Source organism: Geobacillus sp. DSP4a, from assembly GCF_013096875.1.
Lineage (GTDB): Bacteria > Bacillota > Bacilli > Bacillales > Anoxybacillaceae > Geobacillus > Geobacillus thermophilus.
This window is the reverse complement of the sequence record NZ_SDLD01000009.1, coordinates 56,901-77,316: the sequence shown is the minus strand read 5'-3', so window position 1 is coordinate 77,316 and position 20,416 is coordinate 56,901. Positions and strand designations below refer to the sequence as shown.

General features: G+C 51.6%; 16 protein-coding genes. 12 read left to right on the top strand and 4 right to left on the bottom strand.

Features of this window, described 5'->3' with window-relative positions; all coding sequences use genetic code 11:
- Nucleotides 1-242 precede the first annotated feature (242 nt).
- Complete coding sequence (locus ETC02_RS05180) at nucleotides 243-1,472, bottom strand: DUF819 family protein (protein ID WP_100659279.1); 1,230 nt, start codon at nucleotides 1,470-1,472, stop codon at nucleotides 243-245.
- A 296-nt stretch (nucleotides 1,473-1,768) separates the two neighbouring features.
- Entirely contained in the window at nucleotides 1,769-2,863 is a 1,095-nt protein-coding gene (locus ETC02_RS05175; RefSeq protein WP_049625510.1) for a glycerol dehydrogenase, read from the bottom strand.
- A 265-nt stretch (nucleotides 2,864-3,128) separates the two neighbouring features.
- Between ETC02_RS05175 and ETC02_RS05170 the strand changes: the two genes are divergently transcribed.
- Together ETC02_RS05170 and ETC02_RS05165 are read left to right on the top strand one after the other, a co-directional pair.
- Nucleotides 3,129-3,383 (top strand): hypothetical protein, encoded by a 255-nt coding sequence (locus ETC02_RS05170; protein ID WP_171698110.1) that lies wholly within the window; start codon nucleotides 3,129-3,131, stop codon nucleotides 3,381-3,383.
- Between the two features lie 494 nt (nucleotides 3,384-3,877).
- The gene (locus ETC02_RS05165) at nucleotides 3,878-5,239 is read left to right on the top strand and encodes an IS4 family transposase (protein ID WP_033011274.1); all 1,362 of its coding nucleotides are present in this window, start codon (nucleotides 3,878-3,880) and stop codon (nucleotides 5,237-5,239) included.
- 327 nt (nucleotides 5,240-5,566) lie between these two features.
- On the opposite strand, the gene ETC02_RS05160 is transcribed toward ETC02_RS05165, so the two are convergent.
- On the bottom strand, nucleotides 5,567-6,253 hold the full coding sequence (locus ETC02_RS05160) for a Crp/Fnr family transcriptional regulator (RefSeq protein ID WP_171698109.1): 687 nt from the start codon (nucleotides 6,251-6,253) through the stop codon (nucleotides 5,567-5,569).
- A 323-nt stretch (nucleotides 6,254-6,576) separates the two neighbouring features.
- Here ETC02_RS05160 and argC point away from each other — a divergent pair, with 323 nt between their 5' ends.
- The 9 genes from argC to clpB all read left to right on the top strand — a co-directional run bounded on the left by argC (nucleotide 6,577) and on the right by clpB (nucleotide 19,076).
- Nucleotides 6,577-7,611, top strand: a complete 1,035-nt coding sequence (gene argC, locus ETC02_RS05155) for an N-acetyl-gamma-glutamyl-phosphate reductase (RefSeq protein ID WP_171698108.1) — start codon at nucleotides 6,577-6,579, stop codon at nucleotides 7,609-7,611.
- A gap of 17 nt (nucleotides 7,612-7,628) precedes the next feature.
- Complete coding sequence (gene argJ / locus ETC02_RS05150; protein WP_171698107.1) at nucleotides 7,629-8,861, top strand: bifunctional ornithine acetyltransferase/N-acetylglutamate synthase; 1,233 nt, start codon at nucleotides 7,629-7,631, stop codon at nucleotides 8,859-8,861.
- 12 nt (nucleotides 8,862-8,873) lie between these two features.
- Nucleotides 8,874-9,650 (top strand): acetylglutamate kinase, encoded by a 777-nt coding sequence (gene argB, locus ETC02_RS05145; RefSeq protein WP_171698106.1) that lies wholly within the window; start codon nucleotides 8,874-8,876, stop codon nucleotides 9,648-9,650.
- The gene (locus tag ETC02_RS05140) at nucleotides 9,647-10,807 is read left to right on the top strand and encodes an acetylornithine transaminase (protein ID WP_171698105.1); all 1,161 of its coding nucleotides are present in this window, start codon (nucleotides 9,647-9,649) and stop codon (nucleotides 10,805-10,807) included. The genes argB and ETC02_RS05140 overlap by 4 nt, the downstream gene beginning before the upstream one ends.
- 88 nt (nucleotides 10,808-10,895) lie before the next feature.
- Nucleotides 10,896-11,960 (top strand): carbamoyl phosphate synthase small subunit, encoded by a 1,065-nt coding sequence (locus tag ETC02_RS05135; RefSeq protein WP_171698104.1) that lies wholly within the window; start codon nucleotides 10,896-10,898, stop codon nucleotides 11,958-11,960.
- Nucleotides 11,953-15,081, top strand: a complete 3,129-nt coding sequence (locus tag ETC02_RS05130) for a carbamoyl-phosphate synthase (glutamine-hydrolyzing) large subunit (protein WP_171698103.1) — start codon at nucleotides 11,953-11,955, stop codon at nucleotides 15,079-15,081. Before ETC02_RS05135 ends, ETC02_RS05130 begins: the two co-directional genes overlap by 8 nt.
- Nucleotides 15,078-16,016, top strand: coding sequence for an ornithine carbamoyltransferase (gene argF / locus ETC02_RS05125; protein ID WP_171698102.1), 939 nt, complete (start codon nucleotides 15,078-15,080; stop codon nucleotides 16,014-16,016). Before ETC02_RS05130 ends, argF begins: the two co-directional genes overlap by 4 nt.
- Before the next feature lie 184 nt (nucleotides 16,017-16,200).
- Nucleotides 16,201-16,380, top strand: coding sequence for a YjzC family protein (locus tag ETC02_RS05120; protein WP_011230299.1), 180 nt, complete (start codon nucleotides 16,201-16,203; stop codon nucleotides 16,378-16,380).
- A gap of 107 nt (nucleotides 16,381-16,487) precedes the next feature.
- The gene (gene clpB, locus ETC02_RS05115; RefSeq protein ID WP_050368359.1) at nucleotides 16,488-19,076 is read left to right on the top strand and encodes an ATP-dependent chaperone ClpB; all 2,589 of its coding nucleotides are present in this window, start codon (nucleotides 16,488-16,490) and stop codon (nucleotides 19,074-19,076) included.
- Between the two features lie 262 nt (nucleotides 19,077-19,338).
- Here the strand turns inward: clpB and ETC02_RS05110 are convergent, their stop codons facing one another.
- Complete coding sequence (locus tag ETC02_RS05110; protein ID WP_033009318.1) at nucleotides 19,339-19,527, bottom strand: YjzD family protein; 189 nt, start codon at nucleotides 19,525-19,527, stop codon at nucleotides 19,339-19,341.
- A gap of 133 nt (nucleotides 19,528-19,660) precedes the next feature.
- Between ETC02_RS05110 and ETC02_RS05105 the strand changes: the two genes are divergently transcribed.
- Nucleotides 19,661-20,401, top strand: coding sequence for an alpha/beta hydrolase (locus ETC02_RS05105; protein WP_047817922.1), 741 nt, complete (start codon nucleotides 19,661-19,663; stop codon nucleotides 20,399-20,401).
- The last annotated feature ends 15 nt before the right edge of the window (nucleotides 20,402-20,416 follow it).

Below are 20,416 nucleotides of genomic sequence, written 5' to 3'. Positions count from 1 at the left end.
AGAAACATTCGCGCAGTCGTTTTGCATCGCAAGAAGCATCGTTTCCACACTGACGAAACACGAAAAAAACGTGTGGGATTCGTTATGTCTTCTGTTGGCAGGCGAAACGATCGATCGAGTTCTTTCCACTACCTAGGGCATTTTCTATGACCGAAATGCCCTATTTGTGCTGGGCTTTTTTATACACTAGCACTGGGGTGAATAGTTACCGCCTTTTAATAGAGGCGGAGCACTGCCGGCAGTCATGATAAGAAAGTGGAAAACCAAACGCCAATGGCAGTGCCCACGTAATTTCCAATAATATAGCCGAGCGTTCCGACAACGAGAATCGGACCAATTAAGTCTTTCCACCCTTTCGCAATCGCCATGGCCGCCGCTGTCGTTGGTCCACCTACATTGGCGTTGCTTGCGAGTAAAATTTCTTCTAAATCATATTTCAACAGTTTTCCCGCAATCAGCGAAATAAGCAAGTTCATGAGCGCAATAATGGCCACAAATACGAATAATAACGGAGCCTGCTTGATAATAAGCGGAATCGAAGCGGGAATGCCGATAACGACAAAAAATAAATAAATCAAGTACGTTCCGATTTCTTGGCTGCCGTGAATGCGCTCGAAATAGTTAGGAAATAACGCAAGTGCAAAAAACGTCATCGTTGTTAATAACAAATATTTATCTCCAAACAAACCATTCAAAATATTAAGAAAAATAGGCGCGTGTTCGCCTGATGGAATCGCTTGATCTAAGAATGCCGCTAACTTAAACGAAACCATAACGAGCAAGAAAGCGGTGCCGACTGAAAGCGCGATATCCTTTAATGAAATTTCCTTTCGTTTCCAAAAGCTTTCCGCTAGCGTTTTTCCATCTTCCAAGCCGTTTCCGCTTTCCACTTTCCGCACATGCGGTGTGGAAAAATGACGTCGGAAAAAAGATAAGGCTGGTATAATCATCAAAATAATAAAATAGCATGCCATTGTTAAATTATCCGCTACAACGCTTGCAGACACCATTTCTCCCGGCGTTTCGAATTTCGCCGCCATCGCCGCAAAATTGACGCCCCCGCCAATATACGAAGCGCTCATCATCGCACTAATTTTATCAAGATAAGGGATATGATCTTTTAGCAAAAAGAAAGCAGTAATGGTGCCAGCTACCGTGCCAATCGAACTTAATAGAAAAATGACTAGCAATCTTCCGCTTTCTCTCCAAATTTTTTGGATGTTGATGTGAAACAGCAGCAACGGAATAGCCAGCGGCACGATAAACGCCCAAACAGCGTCATAAACAGCTGATTCGGTTGGGATAATGCCTGTGTTGGATAAAATAACGGCACCAATGAGCGCAATAATCGCTCCTGATATTTTCGCCGCCCAGTTATATTTTTGTTCTAAATAAATGCTTACGGATGCCCATACGACAATAATTCCCCACAGCATTAATGTATCATCGGGCTGGATAAGCGTTTTTTCCACGCAGTTCATCCTCCCCATTTTATGAGTTTTTCAAAAGAAACGATAAACAAAAACCATATTCAAAACTCTATCGACCGATTCAAAATTTTTCTTGCATTTTCTCTGCTTTAAGTCTTTTTTTCTGTGAAAATAATGAATCCATGAGCGGTTATTTTCATGCTTGGGTGGCGAGTAAAAGCTTACTCATGGATGTTTTATGTTATGTTACCCGTGGTGCTAGTTGAGCGCTAAAGCTCAACTAGCACCACGGGTGAAAATAGATTTTTGTTTTACTGTGAGATCGATTAGTTTTCCACTCATTTAACAAATCGTTTTCCAATGCTGTCTGCTGCTAAAATGGCGGCATAAACATCATCTGGCGTTACTTTAAACGGCATGTTGTGAATAGTTTCATTTTCAGCACAGGCCGCTTCAGCAACTTTTCGTATTTTGGCCTCAACATCTTCTTTAACTCCCATTTGTTCAAGAGTTACAGGAAGACCTAGTTCAATATTTAAACGAACCATTTTTTCAATTTCTTCCATAGGGCGGTTTTCAAGCACTAATTGGGAAAGTGTACCAAAGGCCACTTTTTCTCCATGATATAGATGGTGAACGTCCTCTAAAACAGTGAAGCCGTTATGAATCGCATGAGCAGCTGCGAGCCCACCGCTTTCAAAACCGATCCCACTTAAATACGTATTGGCTTCCACAACATTTTCAACAGCCTTTGTAACGGTTTTTCTTTGAACTGCGAGATATGCACTAACTCCTTCTTCAAAGAGGATTTTTTGACATAACTCAGCTAGTCCGATCGCTGATTTCGTTATATTTCCTCCAGCCATTGGAATTGCATTTGCTTCGTAACATGCTCTGGCTTCAACATATGTAGCTAAAGCATCCCCAATTCCAGCTGCAAGGAGTCTGGCAGGTGCATTTGCTACAATTTGTGTATCAACCAATACGATGTCAGGGTTTTTAGGGAGGACAAGATACTCCTCAAATACACCATCCTCTGTATAAATGACAGATAATGCACTACATGGTGCGTCTGTAGAAGCAATTGTAGGAACGACTACAGTCGGCAGATTCGTATAGTAACCCAATGCTTTAACGGTATCTAAAGTTTTTCCGCCTCCGACCCCAACAACAACATCAATCTTGTTTTCAATAACGATGTTTTTGAGTCGATTAATTTCCTGTTTTGAACATTCTCCTCGAAAAGTTGCAAAGGTAATGGTGCTGTTGCTATTTGAGAAGCTTTCTTCAATGGTCGCTTTTGTAATTTTTTGAACAAACTCATCAGCAATAAATAAAAAGGAACTTCCTAAATGACCAATATGTTTGTGAATATTAATTAGTTCACCTTTCCCTTGAATATATTTGTTCGGTGAAATCAAAATTCTTGCCATATTAAGCCCCCCCATATTTTTTAGAATTTCGTGAATAGGCCTTACATTCTTACAATACCATTGTAAAAATGAAAAGTCAATTAATATGTGAAACATTTCACAAATATGTAAGATTTTTTATGAATTATTGTTAGGATATCATTTGTGTACATTTGTTTTGATGATGTATAAAATTTTGTGTAAAGCATTTTGCTAGACCAAAAGAAAAAAAGGTAGGGTATTCTCTGATTTGGACCAAAACATTCCAGAGAAAGGAGGATGCAAAATGAATATTTTAAAAAGCCCAAACAAAATGAAGTTTGTTTCACTCGTTCTTTCTCTCATCGGATTGTGGTTGATGTTAAATAGTCCTGAATTAGGGAGTCGTTCTGCTTCATCCTGGGTTCGATCCATGGGGGGATCTGTGGATTCTCAAGAATATTTGCAAATGTTAAAAGAATATATAAGCATTTATAAAACGCTGGGGGGGATTTTTTTGTTTGTGGGCTTGTTTTCTTTTCTTAACAATCATCATCAGTAAACATCGTATTTGCCTGCAGGATAATGAGAGGTCTGTATTTGCGCATTTTTTGTTATCTTTTTTAACATCTTTTCGAAAGAAGTCTCCCACCGCAAGGAACGCGAAGGGTGTAACTCAGTGAGTAGGTGGGAGATGAATGTCGGTTGGCGTTAGCCAACGAATAGGATAGAATATGGTTAGAACGGACACCTTCCGAACGAAGGGAAGCGTAAAGGGTTCTTGTCTGTGGCTTACCGTTCGGCGAACGCACACAAGTCGCTTGAAGCCCCCACCTCTCAGCGAAGCGTAGGTGGTGGGTAGTTCACTGGAGACGATGGCCGTCTGAGTTGGATGGGTCGGGATATGGTGAAGTAAGGTGCGGTGTGAATGATTGCTCCGAAAAGGGCAAAAGGGGCTGACTCCATAGCCATCAAGTTAAGAAAACAGGAATAAATATATGCCTGATTTGACCATCCTTTTGAAGACCTCATAATGTCTTAGAAAGGGTGGTTTTTTTGAAGACGTCCTTATCTCTCCGAGAAGAATGGCATTGTTTTTTAGACGGATTAAGAAGCGTGTTATCGTGCGAAGAACTTGAACATATGGCCCGAGATCATCAATTTATTCAACGAAAGGGGAAATTACGCGCCCATGATTTTGTGGCACTTTGCACATTTCTCCAGGAAGGAGGCGGTCAAAAATCATTGGTGCAGCTTTGCAGTGCTCTAGCTCTCAAGCAAAACACCTTTCTGAGTGCGGAAGGGCTCAATCAACGGTTTAATGAAAAAGCGGTGAGTTTCCTCAAAGCGGTGTTTGAAAAACTGCTCATTCATCAGACTCAGGAAGCCCGTCACTTATGTCAAAGACATTCGCTGTTTCGCCGGATTCGCATTCTCGATTCCACGTCGTTTCAACTGCCTCCTGAAATCCGGGGGATTTACGAGGGATGTACGGGGCCTGGGGTGAAAATTCAGCTAGAATATGAATGGCTAGAAGGGAAGTTTCTCCATGCGGATGTCGAAGATGCCCGTCATCACGACGCCGCCTACGGAGCGTCCCTTCTATCGACCATCCAAGAGGGAGACCTTTGTTTGAAAGACTTAGGCTATTTTTCGCTTGAGGGATTGCAAGCCATTCATGACGCCGGAGCCTTTTATATTTCCCGGCTCAAACACAATGTAGGGATTTACCAAAAAGAAGGAGACCGATTTCGAAAATGGGAACCAGAGGATTTCCTTGCGGTGTTACAACCCGGAGAAACCATGGAACTGGAACATGCGTATGTCAGTGGAAAGAAAGTTCATCAACCGCGGCTCATTGTGTATCGGCTGACCGAAGAACAGGAGCGACAGAAGGAAGGGCAATGGAAACAGAAGGCGAAACGAAAAGGGGCCGCGTACGTGACGCGACGCCCCCACTCAATATATGTATATATCACCAATATTCCAGCGATTTATACCTCTTTGCACGAAATTCATACGCTGTATTCTCTTCGCTGGCAAATTGAAGTGGTATTTAAGACATGGAAATCCCTGTTTCACATTCATCGATTCAAACCGATGAAAGGGGCTCGCTTTCAGTGCCACCTGTATGGAACGTTGATTGCCTTATTGATCAGCTCCACTGTCATGTTTAAAATGCGGGAATGGCTCTATCGAAAACAGAAAAAGGAATTGAGCGAATATAAGGCGATGAGTATGATCAAGGAGTTCGGTATGGATTTCTTTCAAGCCTTATGGTGTTCTGAGGCGTTAGTTGTCCAACTCCTTTTAAAACTGTGTGACATCATCGCTCAACACGGAAAAAAATCAAGGCGTTATACAAAAAAGAGCGCTTTAGACATTATCGAGAGTTTGGTCATCATGCCGGTGTCATAAGAAATTCCCGCCTCATATACCATGAAAAAAACCTTCTATAGGGAAGGTGTATTTGGCATGCCTATCTTTATATATTCTCACGGTCACAGCCTCCAAAGATGAAAAGTGAAGCCTTGGAGCTACTCGCTCCAAGGCTTCACTTGATGGCTATGGGGGCTGACTCAAAAGCCCCCTTTTTGGTGAAATTTAACCGAAGTATGTGAAAGAGACCACCTCTGAAACCCTTGGTTTTACCGGGTTTTTCGTGGTGGCCTGTTTTTCCATGTCGCCCTAAATAGGAACATTACCGCTCTTTTCGGTCAGCTCCTTTTTTGCCGCACCCGCCCGTCAGTCAATGCTGCACAGCTCGGGCGGGCAGCCTTCGCAGGCGATTTCGTCGCGCAAGTATTGCAGGTCGTGGACGCGGATTTTGCCTTTTTGCACGGAGATGACGCCTTTTTTCCGTAAATCGCCGAGCATGCGGTTGACGACTTCACGGGCGGCGCCGCAAAAGTTGGCGAGCTCTTGGTTCGTCAGCGGCACGTCGATCAAAATGCCGTCTTCTTTCATGACGCCGTAGCTGTTGCACAAACGGATGAGCGTTGAATAGAGCGCTCCTTTTTTGCCGTGTAAAATCAAGTCGCGGAATTTCGTCTGCGTTTTGCGGAAATGGAGGCTCATCCATTTCATCCACTCGATCGCCAGCGTCGGATTGTTGGCAAGTTCTTGTTCGAGCGTCTCGCGCTTAATGGCGGAAACGACGCCGTCTTCCAGCACTTTCGCCGTCAGCATGTAGCGGGCCCCAGGACAAAACAGTGTCAGCTCGCCGATCAAATCGCCTTCGCTGCAAATGCGCAGCGCGAGCTCCTGTCCGTCCATGTCCATTTTGCTGATTTGGATTTTCCCCGATTGGATATAGTAAATATCGTCTGCTTTTTCCCCTTCTTGAAACAAGTACATTCCCTTCTCAAGGCGAAGATCGCGCCCAAGCGATGTAAGCCACTTCTGCCATTCACGAGATTCCATCTCGTTCATCCGATCACAACCTTACGTAAAATGTATCGCTATATAAAAGTGTACAGGAAAAAAGAGGGAAGTCAATATAAGGATAGTGGAAAGATTGAAAACTTGTTGAACATCGGTGGAATCGTTTGTGAAAGTCTTTGCATCCCGAGAACATGAGGGCGATGGAGTCAAGGATGCACCTTGGATGCGGGGACAAATCGGTATTCGTTTCCCATAGACGGAGGGAGGGGCAAGAAAAAAATCCTTGAAAATTATTAAATATACATTTGATTTTATTTTTATACAGTATTATAATGAGAACTACATGAGGCATACGGGTGAGGGGGAACATGATGAACGTAGCCATTATCGGGGCGACGGGGTACAGCGGTGCGGAGTTGTTCCGCTTGCTATACGGGCATCCGCACGTGAGCCAGTGCGACGTGTTCTCGTCGTCGCAGGATGGAATTCATTTATCGGAAAGTTTCCCGCACGTCGGCGCGGTCGATGGTGCGGTGTTGCATAAACTTGAAATCGAGGCGCTTTCCCGTTACGATGCGGTCTTTTTCGCCACGCCGCCCGGGGTGTCGGGGGAGTGGGCGCCGGCGCTCGTGGATCGGGGAGTGAAAGTGATCGATTTATCGGGCGATTTCCGGTTGAAAGACGGCGCGGTGTACGCACAATGGTATGGGCGCGAGGCGGCGCCGGCGGAATATTTGCAAAAGGCGGTGTACGGGCTGACCGAGTGGAATCGGGAGGCGGTGCGCGAGGCCGTGCTCCTATCCAACCCGGGCTGCTATCCGACAGCGACGCTGCTTGGCTTGGCGCCGCTTGTCAAAGAAGGATTGATTCAGGAAGATTCGATCATCGTTGACGCCAAGTCCGGCGTATCGGGCGCGGGGCGGAAAGCAGGGCTTGGGACGCATTTTTCCGAAGTGAACGAAAACGTGAAAATTTATAAAGTGAACGCCCACCAGCACATTCCGGAAATTGAACAAACGCTGCAGACGTGGAATGAAGCGATGGAGCCAATTACGTTCAGCACTCATTTGATTCCGATGACACGGGGCATTATGGCGACGATCTATGCGAAGGCGAAACAATCGATTTCGCCAAACGATTTGGTAGATTTATATAAAACAAGTTATGAAGGTTCGTCGTTTGTCCGTGTTCGCAAGGTCGGGCAATTTCCAGCGACGAAAGAAGTGTACGGATCAAATTATTGCGACATCGGCCTCGCCTACGATGAGCGGACGGGACGGGTGACGGTCGTGTCGGTGATCGACAACTTGATGAAAGGCGCTGCCGGGCAGGCGGTGCAAAACTTCAACTTGATGATGGGTTGGGATGAGGCGGAGGGCCTCCGATCCTTGCCGATCTATCCGTGAGGGAAGGGGAACGAACAATGACAGCAACGAAACAAACGGCGCAAGTAACGGCGGTCGTCGATGGAACAGTGGTGACGCCGAAAGGATTTCAAGCGGCCGGGGTGAATGCCGGGCTGCGCTATTCGAAAAACGATTTAGGGGTTATTCTATGCGACGTGCCCGCTTCGGCGGCGGCGGTGTATACGCAAAGCCATTTTCAGGCGGCGCCGCTCAAAGTGACGCAGGCGAGCCTCGCTGTAGAACAAAAATTGCAGGCGGTCATCGTCAACAGCGCGTGCGCGAACGCCTGCACCGGTGCGCAAGGGCTCAAGGACGCTTATGAAATGCGTGAGTTGTGCGCGAAACAGTTTGGCCTGGCGCTGCACCATGTGGCCGTCGCTTCAACGGGCGTGATCGGGGAATATTTGCCGATGGAAAAAATTCGCGCCGGCATCAAACAGCTTGTTCCAGGGGTGACGATGGCGGATGCGGAGGCGTTTCAAACGGCGATTTTAACGACCGATACGGTGATGAAGCGCGCTTGTTACCAAACAACGATCGACGGGAAAACGGTCACCGTCGGCGGAGCGGCGAAAGGGTCGGGGATGATCCATCCGAACATGGCGACGATGCTCGCATTCATCACGACGGATGCCAATGTTTCGTCGCCGGTGCTGCACGCGGCGCTGCGGTCGATTACGGACGTTTCGTTTAACCAAATTACGGTCGACGGCGATACGTCGACAAATGATATGGTCGTCGTGATGGCAAGCGGTCTTGCTGGAAATGATGAGTTGACGCCGGATCATCCGGACTGGGAACACTTTTACGAGGCGCTGCGGAAAACGTGCGAAGATTTGGCGAAGCAAATCGCCAAAGACGGCGAGGGGGCGACGAAGCTCATTGAAGTGCGCGTGCGCGGCGCGAAAACGGATGAGGAAGCGAAAAAAATCGCCAAGCAAATCGTCGGCTCCAACTTAGTGAAAACGGCCGTTTACGGCGCGGACGCCAACTGGGGGCGGATCATCGGCGCGATCGGCTATTCGGATGCCGAAGTGAACCCGGACAACGTCGATGTCGCCATCGGGCCGATGGTGATGCTGAAAGGAAGCGAGCCGCAGCCGTTCTCGGAAGAAGAAGCGGCGGCGTATTTGCAACAAGAGACGGTCGTCATTGAGGTCGATTTGCATATAGGCGATGGTGTCGGCGTTGCGTGGGGCTGCGATTTGACATACGATTATGTGAAAATTAACGCCAGCTATCGGACGTAAGGAGAGAGAACGATGGGGAAAACGGTCGTCATCAAATGCGGCGGCAGCGTGCTTGATGAGCTGTCTCCCGCCTTTTTTGCCAGCGTGAACGCAATGCGAAAACAAGGGATGGATGTCGTCATCGTCCACGGCGGCGGGCCGGAAATCGGACAGATGCTCAAAACGCTTCGCGTGCCGAGCGAGTTTGTCAACGGCTTGCGGAAGACGACGAAAGACGTGCTCGCGGTTGTGGAAATGGTGCTCTCCGGCAAAGTGAACAAACAGCTTGTCGCGATGCTCAGGCAGCACGGTTTGCCGGCGGTCGGCGTTTCCGGCGTGGACGGGGGGCTGCTCGAAGCTGAACCGATTGACCTTGCTAAACTTGGCTATGTCGGCCGTGTGAAAACGGTTCGCTCCCGTCTTTTGCGCACGCTGCTTGAGGCGGGCTACATTCCGGTCGTTTCGCCGCTTGGCATCGATCAAAACGGGCAAACATACAACATTAACGCCGACACGGCGGCTGGGGCGGTCGCGGCCGCCATCGGCGCCAGCCAGCTCGCGTTTGTGACGAACGTGCCCGGCATTTTGCGAGACGGCGCGCTCGTGGCCGACGCGACGGCGGAAACGATTGAACGACTGATCGAAGACGGCGTCATTACTGGCGGGATGATTCCGAAAGTGAAAGCAGCGCTCTCCGCCTTGTCCGATGCGCTGCCCGAGGTGATGATCGTCAGCGGCAAAACGACGTTTTACCAGAACGGAACATGGCACGGCACAACGATTCGCAAAGAAGTGGGGGTATATTTATGAGCGCGCTGTTTCCGACATACAACCGTTGGAAGATCGCCGTCCAAGCCGCGGAAGGGACGGTTGTGACCGATGTGAATGGAAAACAATATCTCGACTTTGTCTCCGGCATTGCCGTCTGCAATCTCGGCCATCGCCATCCGCACGTCCAAAAGGCGATTGAAAAGCAGCTGAATCAATATTGGCACGTATCGAACTTGTTTACGATCCCGATTCAAGAAGAGGTCGCCTCCTTGCTTGTCGCCCACAGCGCCGGCGATTATGTTTTTTTCTGCAACAGCGGGGCGGAAGCGAACGAGGCGGCGCTGAAGCTGGCGCGCAAACATACCGGGAGACACAAAGTCATTACGTTCCGCCAGTCGTTTCACGGCCGGACGTTTGCGACGATGGCGGCGACCGGGCAGGAGAAAGTGCATAGCGGTTTTGGTCCGCTGCTTCCGGAATTCATTCACTTGCCGCTGAATGATGTCGACGCGCTCAAGCAGGCGATGAGCGAAGAAGTGGCCGCGGTGATGCTTGAGGTCGTCCAAGGGGAAGGCGGCGTCCGCCCGGTTAACCCGGCGTTTTTGCAGACAGCGTCGGAGCTGTGTCAACAGCACGGAGCGCTTTTGATCATCGACGAAGTGCAAACCGGCATCGGCCGGACCGGAAAGCCGTTTGCGTACCAGCACTTTGATGTGGAGCCGGACATCATCACCGCAGCGAAAGGGCTTGGCAGCGGCATTCCGGTTGGGGCGATGATCGGTAAAGCGTTTTTGAAAGAATCGTTTGGACCTGGGGTGCACGGGTCGACGTTTGGCGGCAACCCGATCGCGATGGCCGCCGCCAAGGCGACGTTAGAAGTGGTGTTTGATCCGGCGTTTTTGCAAGATGTGCAGGAGAAAGGCCGCTATTTGCTTGCACGCCTCCATGACGCGCTCGCTTTGCTTGACATCGTCAAGGACGTGCGCGGGCTCGGGCTGCTGGTCGGAATCGAGTGCCAAACGGACGTCGCACCGCTGTTGCCATTGATTCACGAAAACGGCTTGCTCGTCCTTTCGGCGGGGCCGAACGTGATCCGCCTGTTGCCGCCGCTTGTCGTGACGAAAGCGGAAATCGATGAAGCGGTGGACATTTTGACAAACGTGTTGAACAACGCCAACGCCTCAGCCGTCTTGTAAACGGACGGCCGACGGCTTAATTTTTATTCCTGTTCATGCATAAAAATTCCTGAACGGTTATAAAAACTCAAACGATGAGGTGGCGCCAATGAAAGCGTATTTGCATGTGGCGAGCGGAAAAACGTTCAGCGGGGAGCTCGCCGCTCCGCTTGAAGAAAAGGTGAGCGGGGAGATCGTTTTTTTCACCGGCATGACCGGTTATCAAGAAGTGTTGACCGACCCGTCGTATAAAAACCAAATCATCGTTTTTACGTACCCGCTGATCGGCAATTATGGCATTAATGAAGACGATTTTGAAAGCAAGCGGCCGCACGTCGAAGCGGTCGTCGTCTACGAAGCGAGCGGCACAGGATTTCATTACGGGGCGAAATACAGCTTGGCAGAATACTTGCAGCATTGGAACATTCCGCTTCTCACGCATGTGGACACGCGCGCCCTTGTGAAAGAAATCCGCACCGCTGGGACGATGATGGCGGAATTAAGTTTGTCGCCGATTTCAGCCATTGGAGGCGAGGAAGCAGTATTTCCCGTGCGCGCGGTGTCAACGAAAACGATCGAAACATACGGCGAAGGCGGCCCGCATTTGGTGCTCATCGATTTCGGCTATAAAAAGTCGATTTTGCAGTCGCTCCTTGCACGCGGCTGCCGGGTGACGGTCGTGCCGCATGATACGGCGCCGGAAGCGATTGACGCGCTGAAACCGGACGGGCTTGTCCTCTCGAACGGCCCGGGCGATCCGAAACAGTTACGCCATCAGCTTCCCGCTATCCGTCAGCTGATCGACCGGTATCCGACGCTTGCGATCTGCCTTGGCCATCAGCTTGTCGCCTTAGCGTACGGAGCGGATACGGAAAAACTCCGCTTCGGGCACCGCGGCGCCAATCAGCCGGTGTGGGACGCGGTGAAACAAAACGTGATGATGACATCGCAAAACCATAGTTATGTCGTCAAAGAAGGCAGTTTGGTGGGCAAACCGTTTGACATTCGTTTCATCAACGTCAACGACGGTTCGGTCGAGGGCATCGTCCATCGCCATAAACCGATTTTGTCCGTGCAATACCATCCGGAGGCGCATCCGGGGCCGCACGATACCGGCTATATTTTCGACGAATTTTTGCAAACCGTGTTCAAGGGAGAGAACGTCTATGCCTAAAGATTCTTCGCTTCAATCGATTCTCCTGATCGGGTCGGGGCCGATCGTCATCGGCCAGGCTGCTGAGTTTGATTATTCCGGCACGCAGGCGTGCATCGCCTTAAAGGAAGAAGGATACCGCGTCATTTTAGTGAACAACAATCCGGCGACGATCATGACCGATGATGTCCATGCCGATGCCGTGTATTTTGAACCGCTCACCGTTGAGGCGGTCGAAGCGATCATTGCCAAAGAACGCCCGGACGGGCTGCTCGCCACATTCGGGGGCCAGACAGGGCTCAATTTGGCGTTTCAGCTGCATGAAGCCGGCGTGCTTGAAAAGTATGGGGTGAGACTGCTCGGAACACCGATTGAAGCGATTAAGCGCGGGGAGGACCGCGAAGCGTTCCGCGCGTTGATGCACGAGCTTGGCGAACCGGTGCCGGAAAGCGAAATTGTTACAAGCGTCGAGGAAGCGGTCGCGTTCGCCGAACAAATCGGTTTTCCGATCATTATTCGTCCTGCGTATACGCTCGGCGGGGCGGGCGGCGGCATTGCCGAAAACATGGAGCAGTTTCTCGCGCTCGTAGAAAAAGGATTGAACGAAAGCCCGATTCATCAATGTTTGATCGAACGGAGCGTCGCCGGATTTAAGGAAATTGAATATGAAGTGATGCGCGACCAATCGAATACGTGCATTACCGTTTGCAATATGGAAAACGTCGATCCGGTCGGCATTCATACAGGAGATTCGATCGTCGTTGCACCGTCGCAGACGTTGACCGATGAGGAGTACCAAATGCTCCGTTCGTCGGCGGTGAAGATCATTTCCGCATTAGGGATCATTGGCGGCTGCAACATTCAGTTCGCCCTTGACCCGAACAGCAAACAATATTACTTAATCGAAGTCAACCCGCGCGTCAGCCGCTCGTCAGCGCTGGCGTCCAAGGCGACCGGCTACCCGATCGCCCGCATTGCGGCGAAGCTGGCGGTCGGCTATACGCTTGCGGAACTCGTCAACCCGGTGACGAAAACGACGTACGCCAGCTTTGAACCGGCCTTGGATTATGTCGTCGTCAAGTTTCCGCGCTTGCCGTTTGACAAGTTTCCGCACGCGGATCGGAAGCTCGGCACGCAAATGAAGGCGACCGGGGAAGTGATGGCGATCGACCGTAACATGGAGCGGGCGTTTCAAAAAGCGGTGCAGTCGCTCGAAGGCAAAAACAACGGACTGTTGTTGCCGGAGCTTTCGGTGAAAACGAATGATGAGCTGAAACAGCTGCTTGTCGACAAAGACGACCGCCGCTTTTTCGCGATTTTGGAACTGCTCCGCCGCGGGGTGGCGGTTGAAGCCATTCACAAATGGACGAAAATCGACCGCTTTTTCCTTTGCTCGTTCGAGCGGCTTGTCGCCCTTGAAAAACGGGCAGCGGCTGCAACGTTGGACACGATTGAGGAGCAAACGTTCCGTTTCTTGAAAGAAAAAGGATGTAGCGACGCCTTTTTAGCTGAAACGTGGGGCGTGACGGAGCTTGACGTGCGCAACAAGCGGAAGGAACTTGGCATCGTGCCGTCATACAAAATGGTCGACACGTGCGCGGCCGAATTTCATTCAGAAACGGATTATTACTACTCGACTTATTTCGGCGAAGACGAGCGAAAACAACCGAGCGGCAAAGAGAAAGTGCTGATCATTGGAGCCGGACCGATCCGCATCGGCCAAGGCATTGAGTTTGACTACAGCTCCGTTCATAGCGTGTTCGCCTTGCAAAAAGAGGGCTATGAAACGGTGATGATCAACAACAATCCGGAAACGGTGAGCACCGACTTTGCCGTCGCCGACCGTCTGTACTTTGAACCGCTGACGCTTGAGAGCGTCCTCGATGTTATCGAAGCGGAACAAATCAAGCATGTCATCGTTCAATTTGGCGGTCAGACGGCGATCAATTTGGTCAAAGGACTCGAAGAAGCCGGCGTGCCGCTGCTTGGCGTCACGTACGATATGATTGACCAGCTCGAGGACCGCGATCGTTTTTACCAGTTGCTTGAGGAGCTTGACATCCCGCACGTACCGGGCTTGGTGGCGAACAATGCCGAGGAGCTCGCCGCCAAAGCGGCTGAGATCGGCTGCCCGGTGCTGCTTCGTCCGTCGTATGTCATCGGGGGCCGCGGCATGTTTATCGTCCATAGCGAGGCGCAGCTCGCTGCTTTGATCGAGCAAGGCGAGTTGACCTATCCGATTTTGATTGATGCGTATTTGGACGGGAAAGAGGCAGAAGCGGACATCGTGACGGATGGAACAGACATCGTGTTGCCGGTCATCATTGAACACGTCGAAAAAGCCGGCGTCCACTCCGGTGACAGCTATGCTTGGCTGCCGGCGCAGACGCTCACAGACGAAGAAAAAGCGAAAATCATCGACTATGCGGTCCGGATTGCGAAAAAACTCGGCTTTAAAGGAATTATGAACATTCAATATGTCATTGCGGACGGCAATGTATATGTTCTGGAAGTGAACCCGCGCGCGAGCCGGACGGTGCCGATCGTCAGCAAAACGACCGGCGTGCCGCTGGCGCAAATTGCGACAAAATTATTGCTTGGGAAATCGCTTGTCGACATCGTGGACGAAAAAGCGCGCGGCTTGGCGGTCATGCCGTACGCCGTGTTAAAGTATCCGGTCTTTTCGACCCATAAGCTGCCGGGGGTTGACCCGGTGGTTGGGCCAGAGATGAAATCGACCGGCGAAGGCATCAGCATCGCCGCAACGAAGGAGGAAGCGGCGTATAAAGCGTTTTATCCGTATTTGCAAAAGAAAGCGAACGCGAACGAGGTCTATGTCATTGGCAACATCGATGCCGAGCTGGAGGCAGAGATGACGGCGAAACAGCTGACCATCGTCGCTGATGTCCCGTTTTCCGATTGGGTGAAGCGCGACACGGCGCTTGCAGTGATCGACTTGGGCAAAGAGGAAGGCGAAGCGAACAAACGAATGACTGCGTTGTCCCGACAATTGCTCGTCTTCACGGAACGTGAGACATTGAAGCTCTTCTTGCAGGCGCTCGATGTCGATCATCTTGATGTGCAGCCGATCCATGGCTGGTTGGAAAAGAAAAAACAGGCAGAACAGGCGGTGATCGCATGAATGCAGTGATGTCATTAAAAGGGAGAGATTTTTTAACGCTTCTTGATTTCTCGACAGAAGAAATTTTGGACTTGCTGGCGTTAGCAGCTGATTTAAAAGCGAAACAAAAAGCCGGTGTATCGTATACGCCGCTTTCCGGGAAAACAATGGCGATGATTTTTGAAAAGCCGTCAACGCGCACGCGCGTGTCGTTTGAAGTCGGCATGATTCAGCTTGGCGGCCAGGCGATGTATTTAAACGGAAACGATTTGCAGCTTGGCCGCGGCGAAACGATCGCCGATACGGCCCGCGTCTTGTCGCAATACGTCGATGTCATTATGATTCGCACATTTGCCCATCAAAAAGTCGAGGAGTTGGCCGAATATGCGTCCGTTCCGGTCATCAACGGCCTGACGGACGACGATCATCCGTGCCAGGCGTTGGCGGATTTGCTGACGATTTATGAAGTGAAGAAAACGTTCCAAGGCGTCAAGCTCGCCTATGTCGGCGACGGGAACAACGTCGCCAACGCCTTGCTTGTGGCCGCGGCGAAAGTCGGCATGGATGTCGCCATCGCCTGTCCGCCGGGCTATGAGCCAAGGAAAGAATATGTCGAGGCAGCGCGCCAGATCGGCGAGAAAACCGGGGCAACCGTTGTGGTGACGCACGACCCGCTTGTGGCGGTGGCGGGGGCGGATGCGATTTATACGGATGTCTGGACGAGCATGGGCCAAGAAAGCGAAAGTGCTGAGCGGCTACAAGTGTTTCAGCCGTATCAAGTCAACGAAGAGCTCGTCAAAGCGGCAAAACCGGATTATCTCTTTTTGCATTGTCTGCCGGCCCATCGCGGCGAAGAAGTGACGGCCGGCGTCATGGACGGTCCGAACTCGGTCGTCTTTGAGCAGGCCGGCAACCGGCTTCATGCGCAAAAAGCGATTTTGTTGTCCGTTTTATAGCAAAGGGGGAATTCCCGTTTCGGGAGTTCCTTTTTCACTTTGAAAAGGATTTCGAGGGGAGAGCTCCTTTTCGTTGTGAACAGCTTGGCGTTCCGTTTGCGATCTTCCATCATTTTCCTTCTTATGAACAGCGATGAAACCGGGCATGATAACAAATGCAATCGAAGCAAGGGGGATGAAACAAATGGGCCAACCGCGCCATTTCAAACCAGGCGATAAAGCGCCGAACAACGGCGTGTATATTGAAATCGGCGAAACGGGAGACAATGTAAAGCACCCGAAAAAGCTGAAACTGAAAGCCGGCGATACGTTTCCAGAAACGTCGAACCATAACCGGCATTGGACGTATTTGCGCAAACCGTGAAGCAGAACAAAAGCCATTCCAAGCATGGAGTGGCTTTTCATTTGCCGTGCGCTTTGCGATCCGCTATAATGATTTATGGTCAAAGAAGGTCAAATGGAGGGGACGGCATGGACGCAAGCCGTTTGACGGAAAAACTGCAAGAGGCGCTTATGGCGGCGCAGTCGATCGCCAAAGAGCGGCATCATCAACAGCTTGATGTCGAACATCTTCTGCTGGCGCTCCTCGAGCAAGAAGATGGCTTGGCGCCGCGGCTGTTTGCCCTTTGCGGCGCCGACCGCGCTCAGGCGATCCGCTGGCTGCAAGACCGGCTTCGCCAAAAGCCGGAAGTGCACGGAGCGGGAGAGGGACAGATGTACGTTGCGCCTGCCTTGGCGCGGCTGCTTGAGGAGGCGGAAAACGAAGCGAAGCGAATGCAAGATGAGTACATATCGGTCGAACATGTGCTGCTCGCGCTGTCTCATGGCGCCGAGCCGGTTGCCCGGCAACTGGCATCGTTTGGCTTGACAGAGGAAGCACTGGTAGAAGCCGTGAGAAAGGTAAGGGGGAATCAACGCGTGACGAGTCCACATCCGGAAGCAACCTATGAAGCGTTGGCCAAATACGGGCGCGATCTTGTCGCCGAGGCGAAGGCGGGAAAAATCGACCCGGTCATCGGCCGCGACAGCGAAATTCGCCGCGTCATCCGCATTTTGTCGCGGAAGACGAAAAACAACCCGGTGCTGATCGGTGAGCCGGGCGTTGGGAAGACCGCTATTGTCGAGGGGCTCGCCCAGCGCATCGTGCGCAAAGACGTCCCGGACGGGTTGAAAGACAAAACGATTTTCGCTCTTGACATGAGCGCGCTCGTCGCCGGAGCGAAGTTTCGCGGTGAGTTTGAAGAGCGGCTGAGGGCTGTATTGAACGAAATTAAAAAAAGCGAGGGCCGCATCATCTTGTTTATCGACGAGCTGCACACGATCGTTGGCGCCGGCCGGGCCGAAGGGGCGATCGACGCCGGCAATATGTTAAAGCCAATGCTCGCCCGCGGCGAGCTGCGCTGCATCGGGGCGACGACGCTTGATGAGTACCGACAATACATCGAAAAAGACCCAGCGCTCGAACGCCGCTTCCAGCAAGTGCTCGTCCAAGAGCCGACCGTCGAGGATACGATTTCGATCTTGCGCGGATTGAAAGAGCGATACGAAGTGCACCATGGCGTGAAAATTCACGACCGGGCGCTCGTCGCGGCCGCGGTGTTGTCCGACCGCTACATCTCGGATCGCTTTTTGCCTGACAAAGCGATCGATCTCGTTGATGAGGCGTGCGCAACGATCCGGACGGAAATGGAATCAATGCCGTCGGAGCTTGATGAAGTGATGCGCCGCGTCATGCAGCTGGAAATTGAAGAGGCGGCGTTAAGCAAAGAGACGGATGAAGCGAGCCGCGAGCGGCTGGCGGCATTGCAAAAAGAACTCGCTGACTTGCGCGAAAAAGCGAATGCCATGAAAGCGCAATGGCAACAAGAGAAAGAGGCGCTTGACCGTGTCCGCCGCGTGCGCGAGGAACTTGAGCGGGCGAAGCGTGAGCTCGAGGACGCGGAAAACGACTACGATTTAAACAGGGCGGCCGAGCTGCGTCATGGACGGATCCCGCAGCTTGAGAAGCAGCTCAGGCAGCTCGAGCAAGAAATCAGCGAGCAACGGGAAGGAAAATTGCTGCGCGAGGAAGTGACGGAAGAAGAGATTGCCGAAATCGTGTCGCGCTGGACAGGCATTCCGCTCACCCGCCTTGTCGAAGGGGAGCGGGAAAAGCTGCTGCGGCTTCATGAATGGCTCCATAAGCGAGTCATCGGCCAAGACGAAGCGGTGGAGCTCGTCGCCGACGCCATCTTGCGGGCGCGGGCCGGGATGAAAGACCCGAACCGTCCGATCGGCTCGTTTTTGTTCCTTGGACCGACCGGCGTCGGCAAAACGGAGCTGGCCAAAGCGCTGGCCGAGGCGCTGTTTGACAGCGAGGAGCAGCTCATTCGCCTCGATATGTCCGAATACATGGAAAAACATGCTGTCTCCCGTTTGATCGGGGCGCCGCCCGGCTATGTCGGCTATGAGGAAGGCGGCCAGCTGACCGAGGCAGTGCGGCGCAAGCCGTATTCCGTTCTATTGTTCGATGAAATCGAAAAAGCTCATCCGGACGTGTTCAACATCCTGCTGCAGCTGCTCGATGACGGACGGCTCACCGACTCGCACGGGCGGACGGTCGATTTTAAAAACACAGTCGTCATTATGACATCGAACATCGGCTCGCCGCTGTTATTGGAACACAAAGACGGCGACATCGATGAACAGACGCGCAGCCAAGTGTTTGACCAATTGCGCGCCCATTTCCGCCCAGAATTTTTAAACCGGATCGACGATATCGTCTTATTTAAGCCATTGTCGATGAATGAGGTGAAAGGCATCATCGAAAAGTTCGCCCGCGAGCTGTCGGCCCGTTTGGCCGATCGGCATATCGAACTCGTGCTGACCGAAGCGGCGAAGCAATACATCGCCGAAGCGGGCTTCGATCCGGTCTACGGCGCCCGCCCCTTAAAGCGGTTTATGCAAAAGCAGATCGAAACGCCGCTTGCGAAAGAGCTGATCGCTGGGCGGGTGAAAGATTACAGCACCGTCACGGTCGATGCCGAAAACGGCCGGCTTGTCATTCGCCCGTCAGCGTGAAACGAGTCGAAGAGGCGGGGGATAGCCGGGGGAAGAGACGCGCTTCTTGCTGGCAGCGTCAAACGTTTTTATGCCCCCATAAAGCCCATCCCATTGAGCATTGTGGGGCACGTGGCCGGCTGCAGAAAACACCAACCTACACCCATCAAGATGGAATCCCTCCTCGACTTACGCCTATATACGTGTTGGAATGGGGCTTCTCGATGACAAAAACAACGCCTTGGGACTTTCAACCCAAGGCGTTGTCTTATGAGGAGAATGATCAATGGCGATGATCCCCAGCCGGCTCGTCCGGAATCAAAGCGGCGACGACAAGGACTAAAACGGTCACGATCACGCCGAGCAAGGCGCCGGTTGTGAAGTTGTAGCCGATCCCTTGCATCGAGCCCATGACGTACGTCGCCATTTGCACAAGCAAAAACGTCCAAAAAAACGTCCAAAACAAGCGCATCTTTGTTCCTCCCATCTTCTCGTCATTCCTTTTCTTATCTTATCACAATTTGTCGCGTAGGCATATACCCGGACGTTTTTTTTGGCCGCGCATATCGTATACTGTACAATTATGTATCGTCAAACAAGGGTGAATGGAAACGATGGCAGGACAACGACGGTTTTTCCAACTCGATGAACAATGGTGCATCGTTCACGTGCCGGAGCGCCCAAACGGGTTTGCCCTTTTTTTAATGGGCGATGGCGACCATTTCGTGAATGAACAGACGAGTTTTTGGCTCGAGCATCCGAGACGGCGCCAGTGGCTGGACGAGTGGCTTGAACAAGGGTACACGGTGTTTTCATCTCATTTGTACGGCCGGCATTGGGGAAGCCCGAAGGCGGTCCGGCTGGCGCGCCAACTCATCTACTCGGTATTGAAAAGCGAGATCGTCAACCGACGCATCTATATCGTCGCCGAAGGAATGGGCGCGCTCGTCGCCCTGCAGTTGCTTGGCGTCATGCCGAGGCAAATCCGCGCCGTCGCCATGCTCAACCCTTGCCTTGATGTGCGCGCCCAGCTTGAACACGAGCGGGGCCACCCATTCGTGTATCGGCGGATGGTAAAAGAAATCGCCCTCGCTTACGGATTGAAGGAAGAGGAAGTGCCGGAGGGTGTCCCGTCTCTTTTCCTTAGCCCGCACGATGTCCCGGTGATGATTTGGCAGCTCGCCGGCGTGAGCGAATACCCGTCCGCATTGCATAGCCGGAAGTACGAACAATGGATGAAAACAACCAACCACCGGGTGCGCATCGTCTACCAGCTGCCGGAAAAGCGGCGCCAGCTTGCTTGGCAGATCGGGCAATTTTTTCGCCAATATAACGAACTCCCGTAAAGAGCGAAGGCAGAC

Bases quoted from the DNA above. Each gene is read 5' to 3' on its own strand.
- clpB (WP_050368359.1), top strand. From the start codon at position 16,488: ATGGACGCAAGCCGTTTGACGGAAAAACTGCAAGAGGCGCTTATGGCG.
- ETC02_RS05170 (WP_171698110.1), top strand. From the start codon at position 3,129: ATGAATATTTTAAAAAGCCCAAACAAAATGAAGTTTGTTTCACTCGTT.
- ETC02_RS05105 (WP_047817922.1), top strand. From the start codon at position 19,661: ATGGAAACGATGGCAGGACAACGACGGTTTTTCCAACTCGATGAACAA.
- argJ (WP_171698107.1), top strand. From the start codon at position 7,629: ATGACAGCAACGAAACAAACGGCGCAAGTAACGGCGGTCGTCGATGGA.
- ETC02_RS05130 (WP_171698103.1), top strand. From the start codon at position 11,953: ATGCCTAAAGATTCTTCGCTTCAATCGATTCTCCTGATCGGGTCGGGG.
- ETC02_RS05160 (WP_171698109.1), bottom strand. From the start codon at position 6,253: ATGAACGAGATGGAATCTCGTGAATGGCAGAAGTGGCTTACATCGCTT.
- ETC02_RS05110 (WP_033009318.1), bottom strand. From the start codon at position 19,527: ATGCGCTTGTTTTGGACGTTTTTTTGGACGTTTTTGCTTGTGCAAATG.
- argB (WP_171698106.1), top strand. From the start codon at position 8,874: ATGGGGAAAACGGTCGTCATCAAATGCGGCGGCAGCGTGCTTGATGAG.
- ETC02_RS05140 (WP_171698105.1), top strand. From the start codon at position 9,647: ATGAGCGCGCTGTTTCCGACATACAACCGTTGGAAGATCGCCGTCCAA.
- argC (WP_171698108.1), top strand. From the start codon at position 6,577: ATGAACGTAGCCATTATCGGGGCGACGGGGTACAGCGGTGCGGAGTTG.
- ETC02_RS05120 (WP_011230299.1), top strand. From the start codon at position 16,201: ATGGGCCAACCGCGCCATTTCAAACCAGGCGATAAAGCGCCGAACAAC.
- ETC02_RS05175 (WP_049625510.1), bottom strand. From the start codon at position 2,863: ATGGCAAGAATTTTGATTTCACCGAACAAATATATTCAAGGGAAAGGT.
- ETC02_RS05135 (WP_171698104.1), top strand. From the start codon at position 10,896: ATGAAAGCGTATTTGCATGTGGCGAGCGGAAAAACGTTCAGCGGGGAG.
- argF (WP_171698102.1), top strand. From the start codon at position 15,078: ATGAATGCAGTGATGTCATTAAAAGGGAGAGATTTTTTAACGCTTCTT.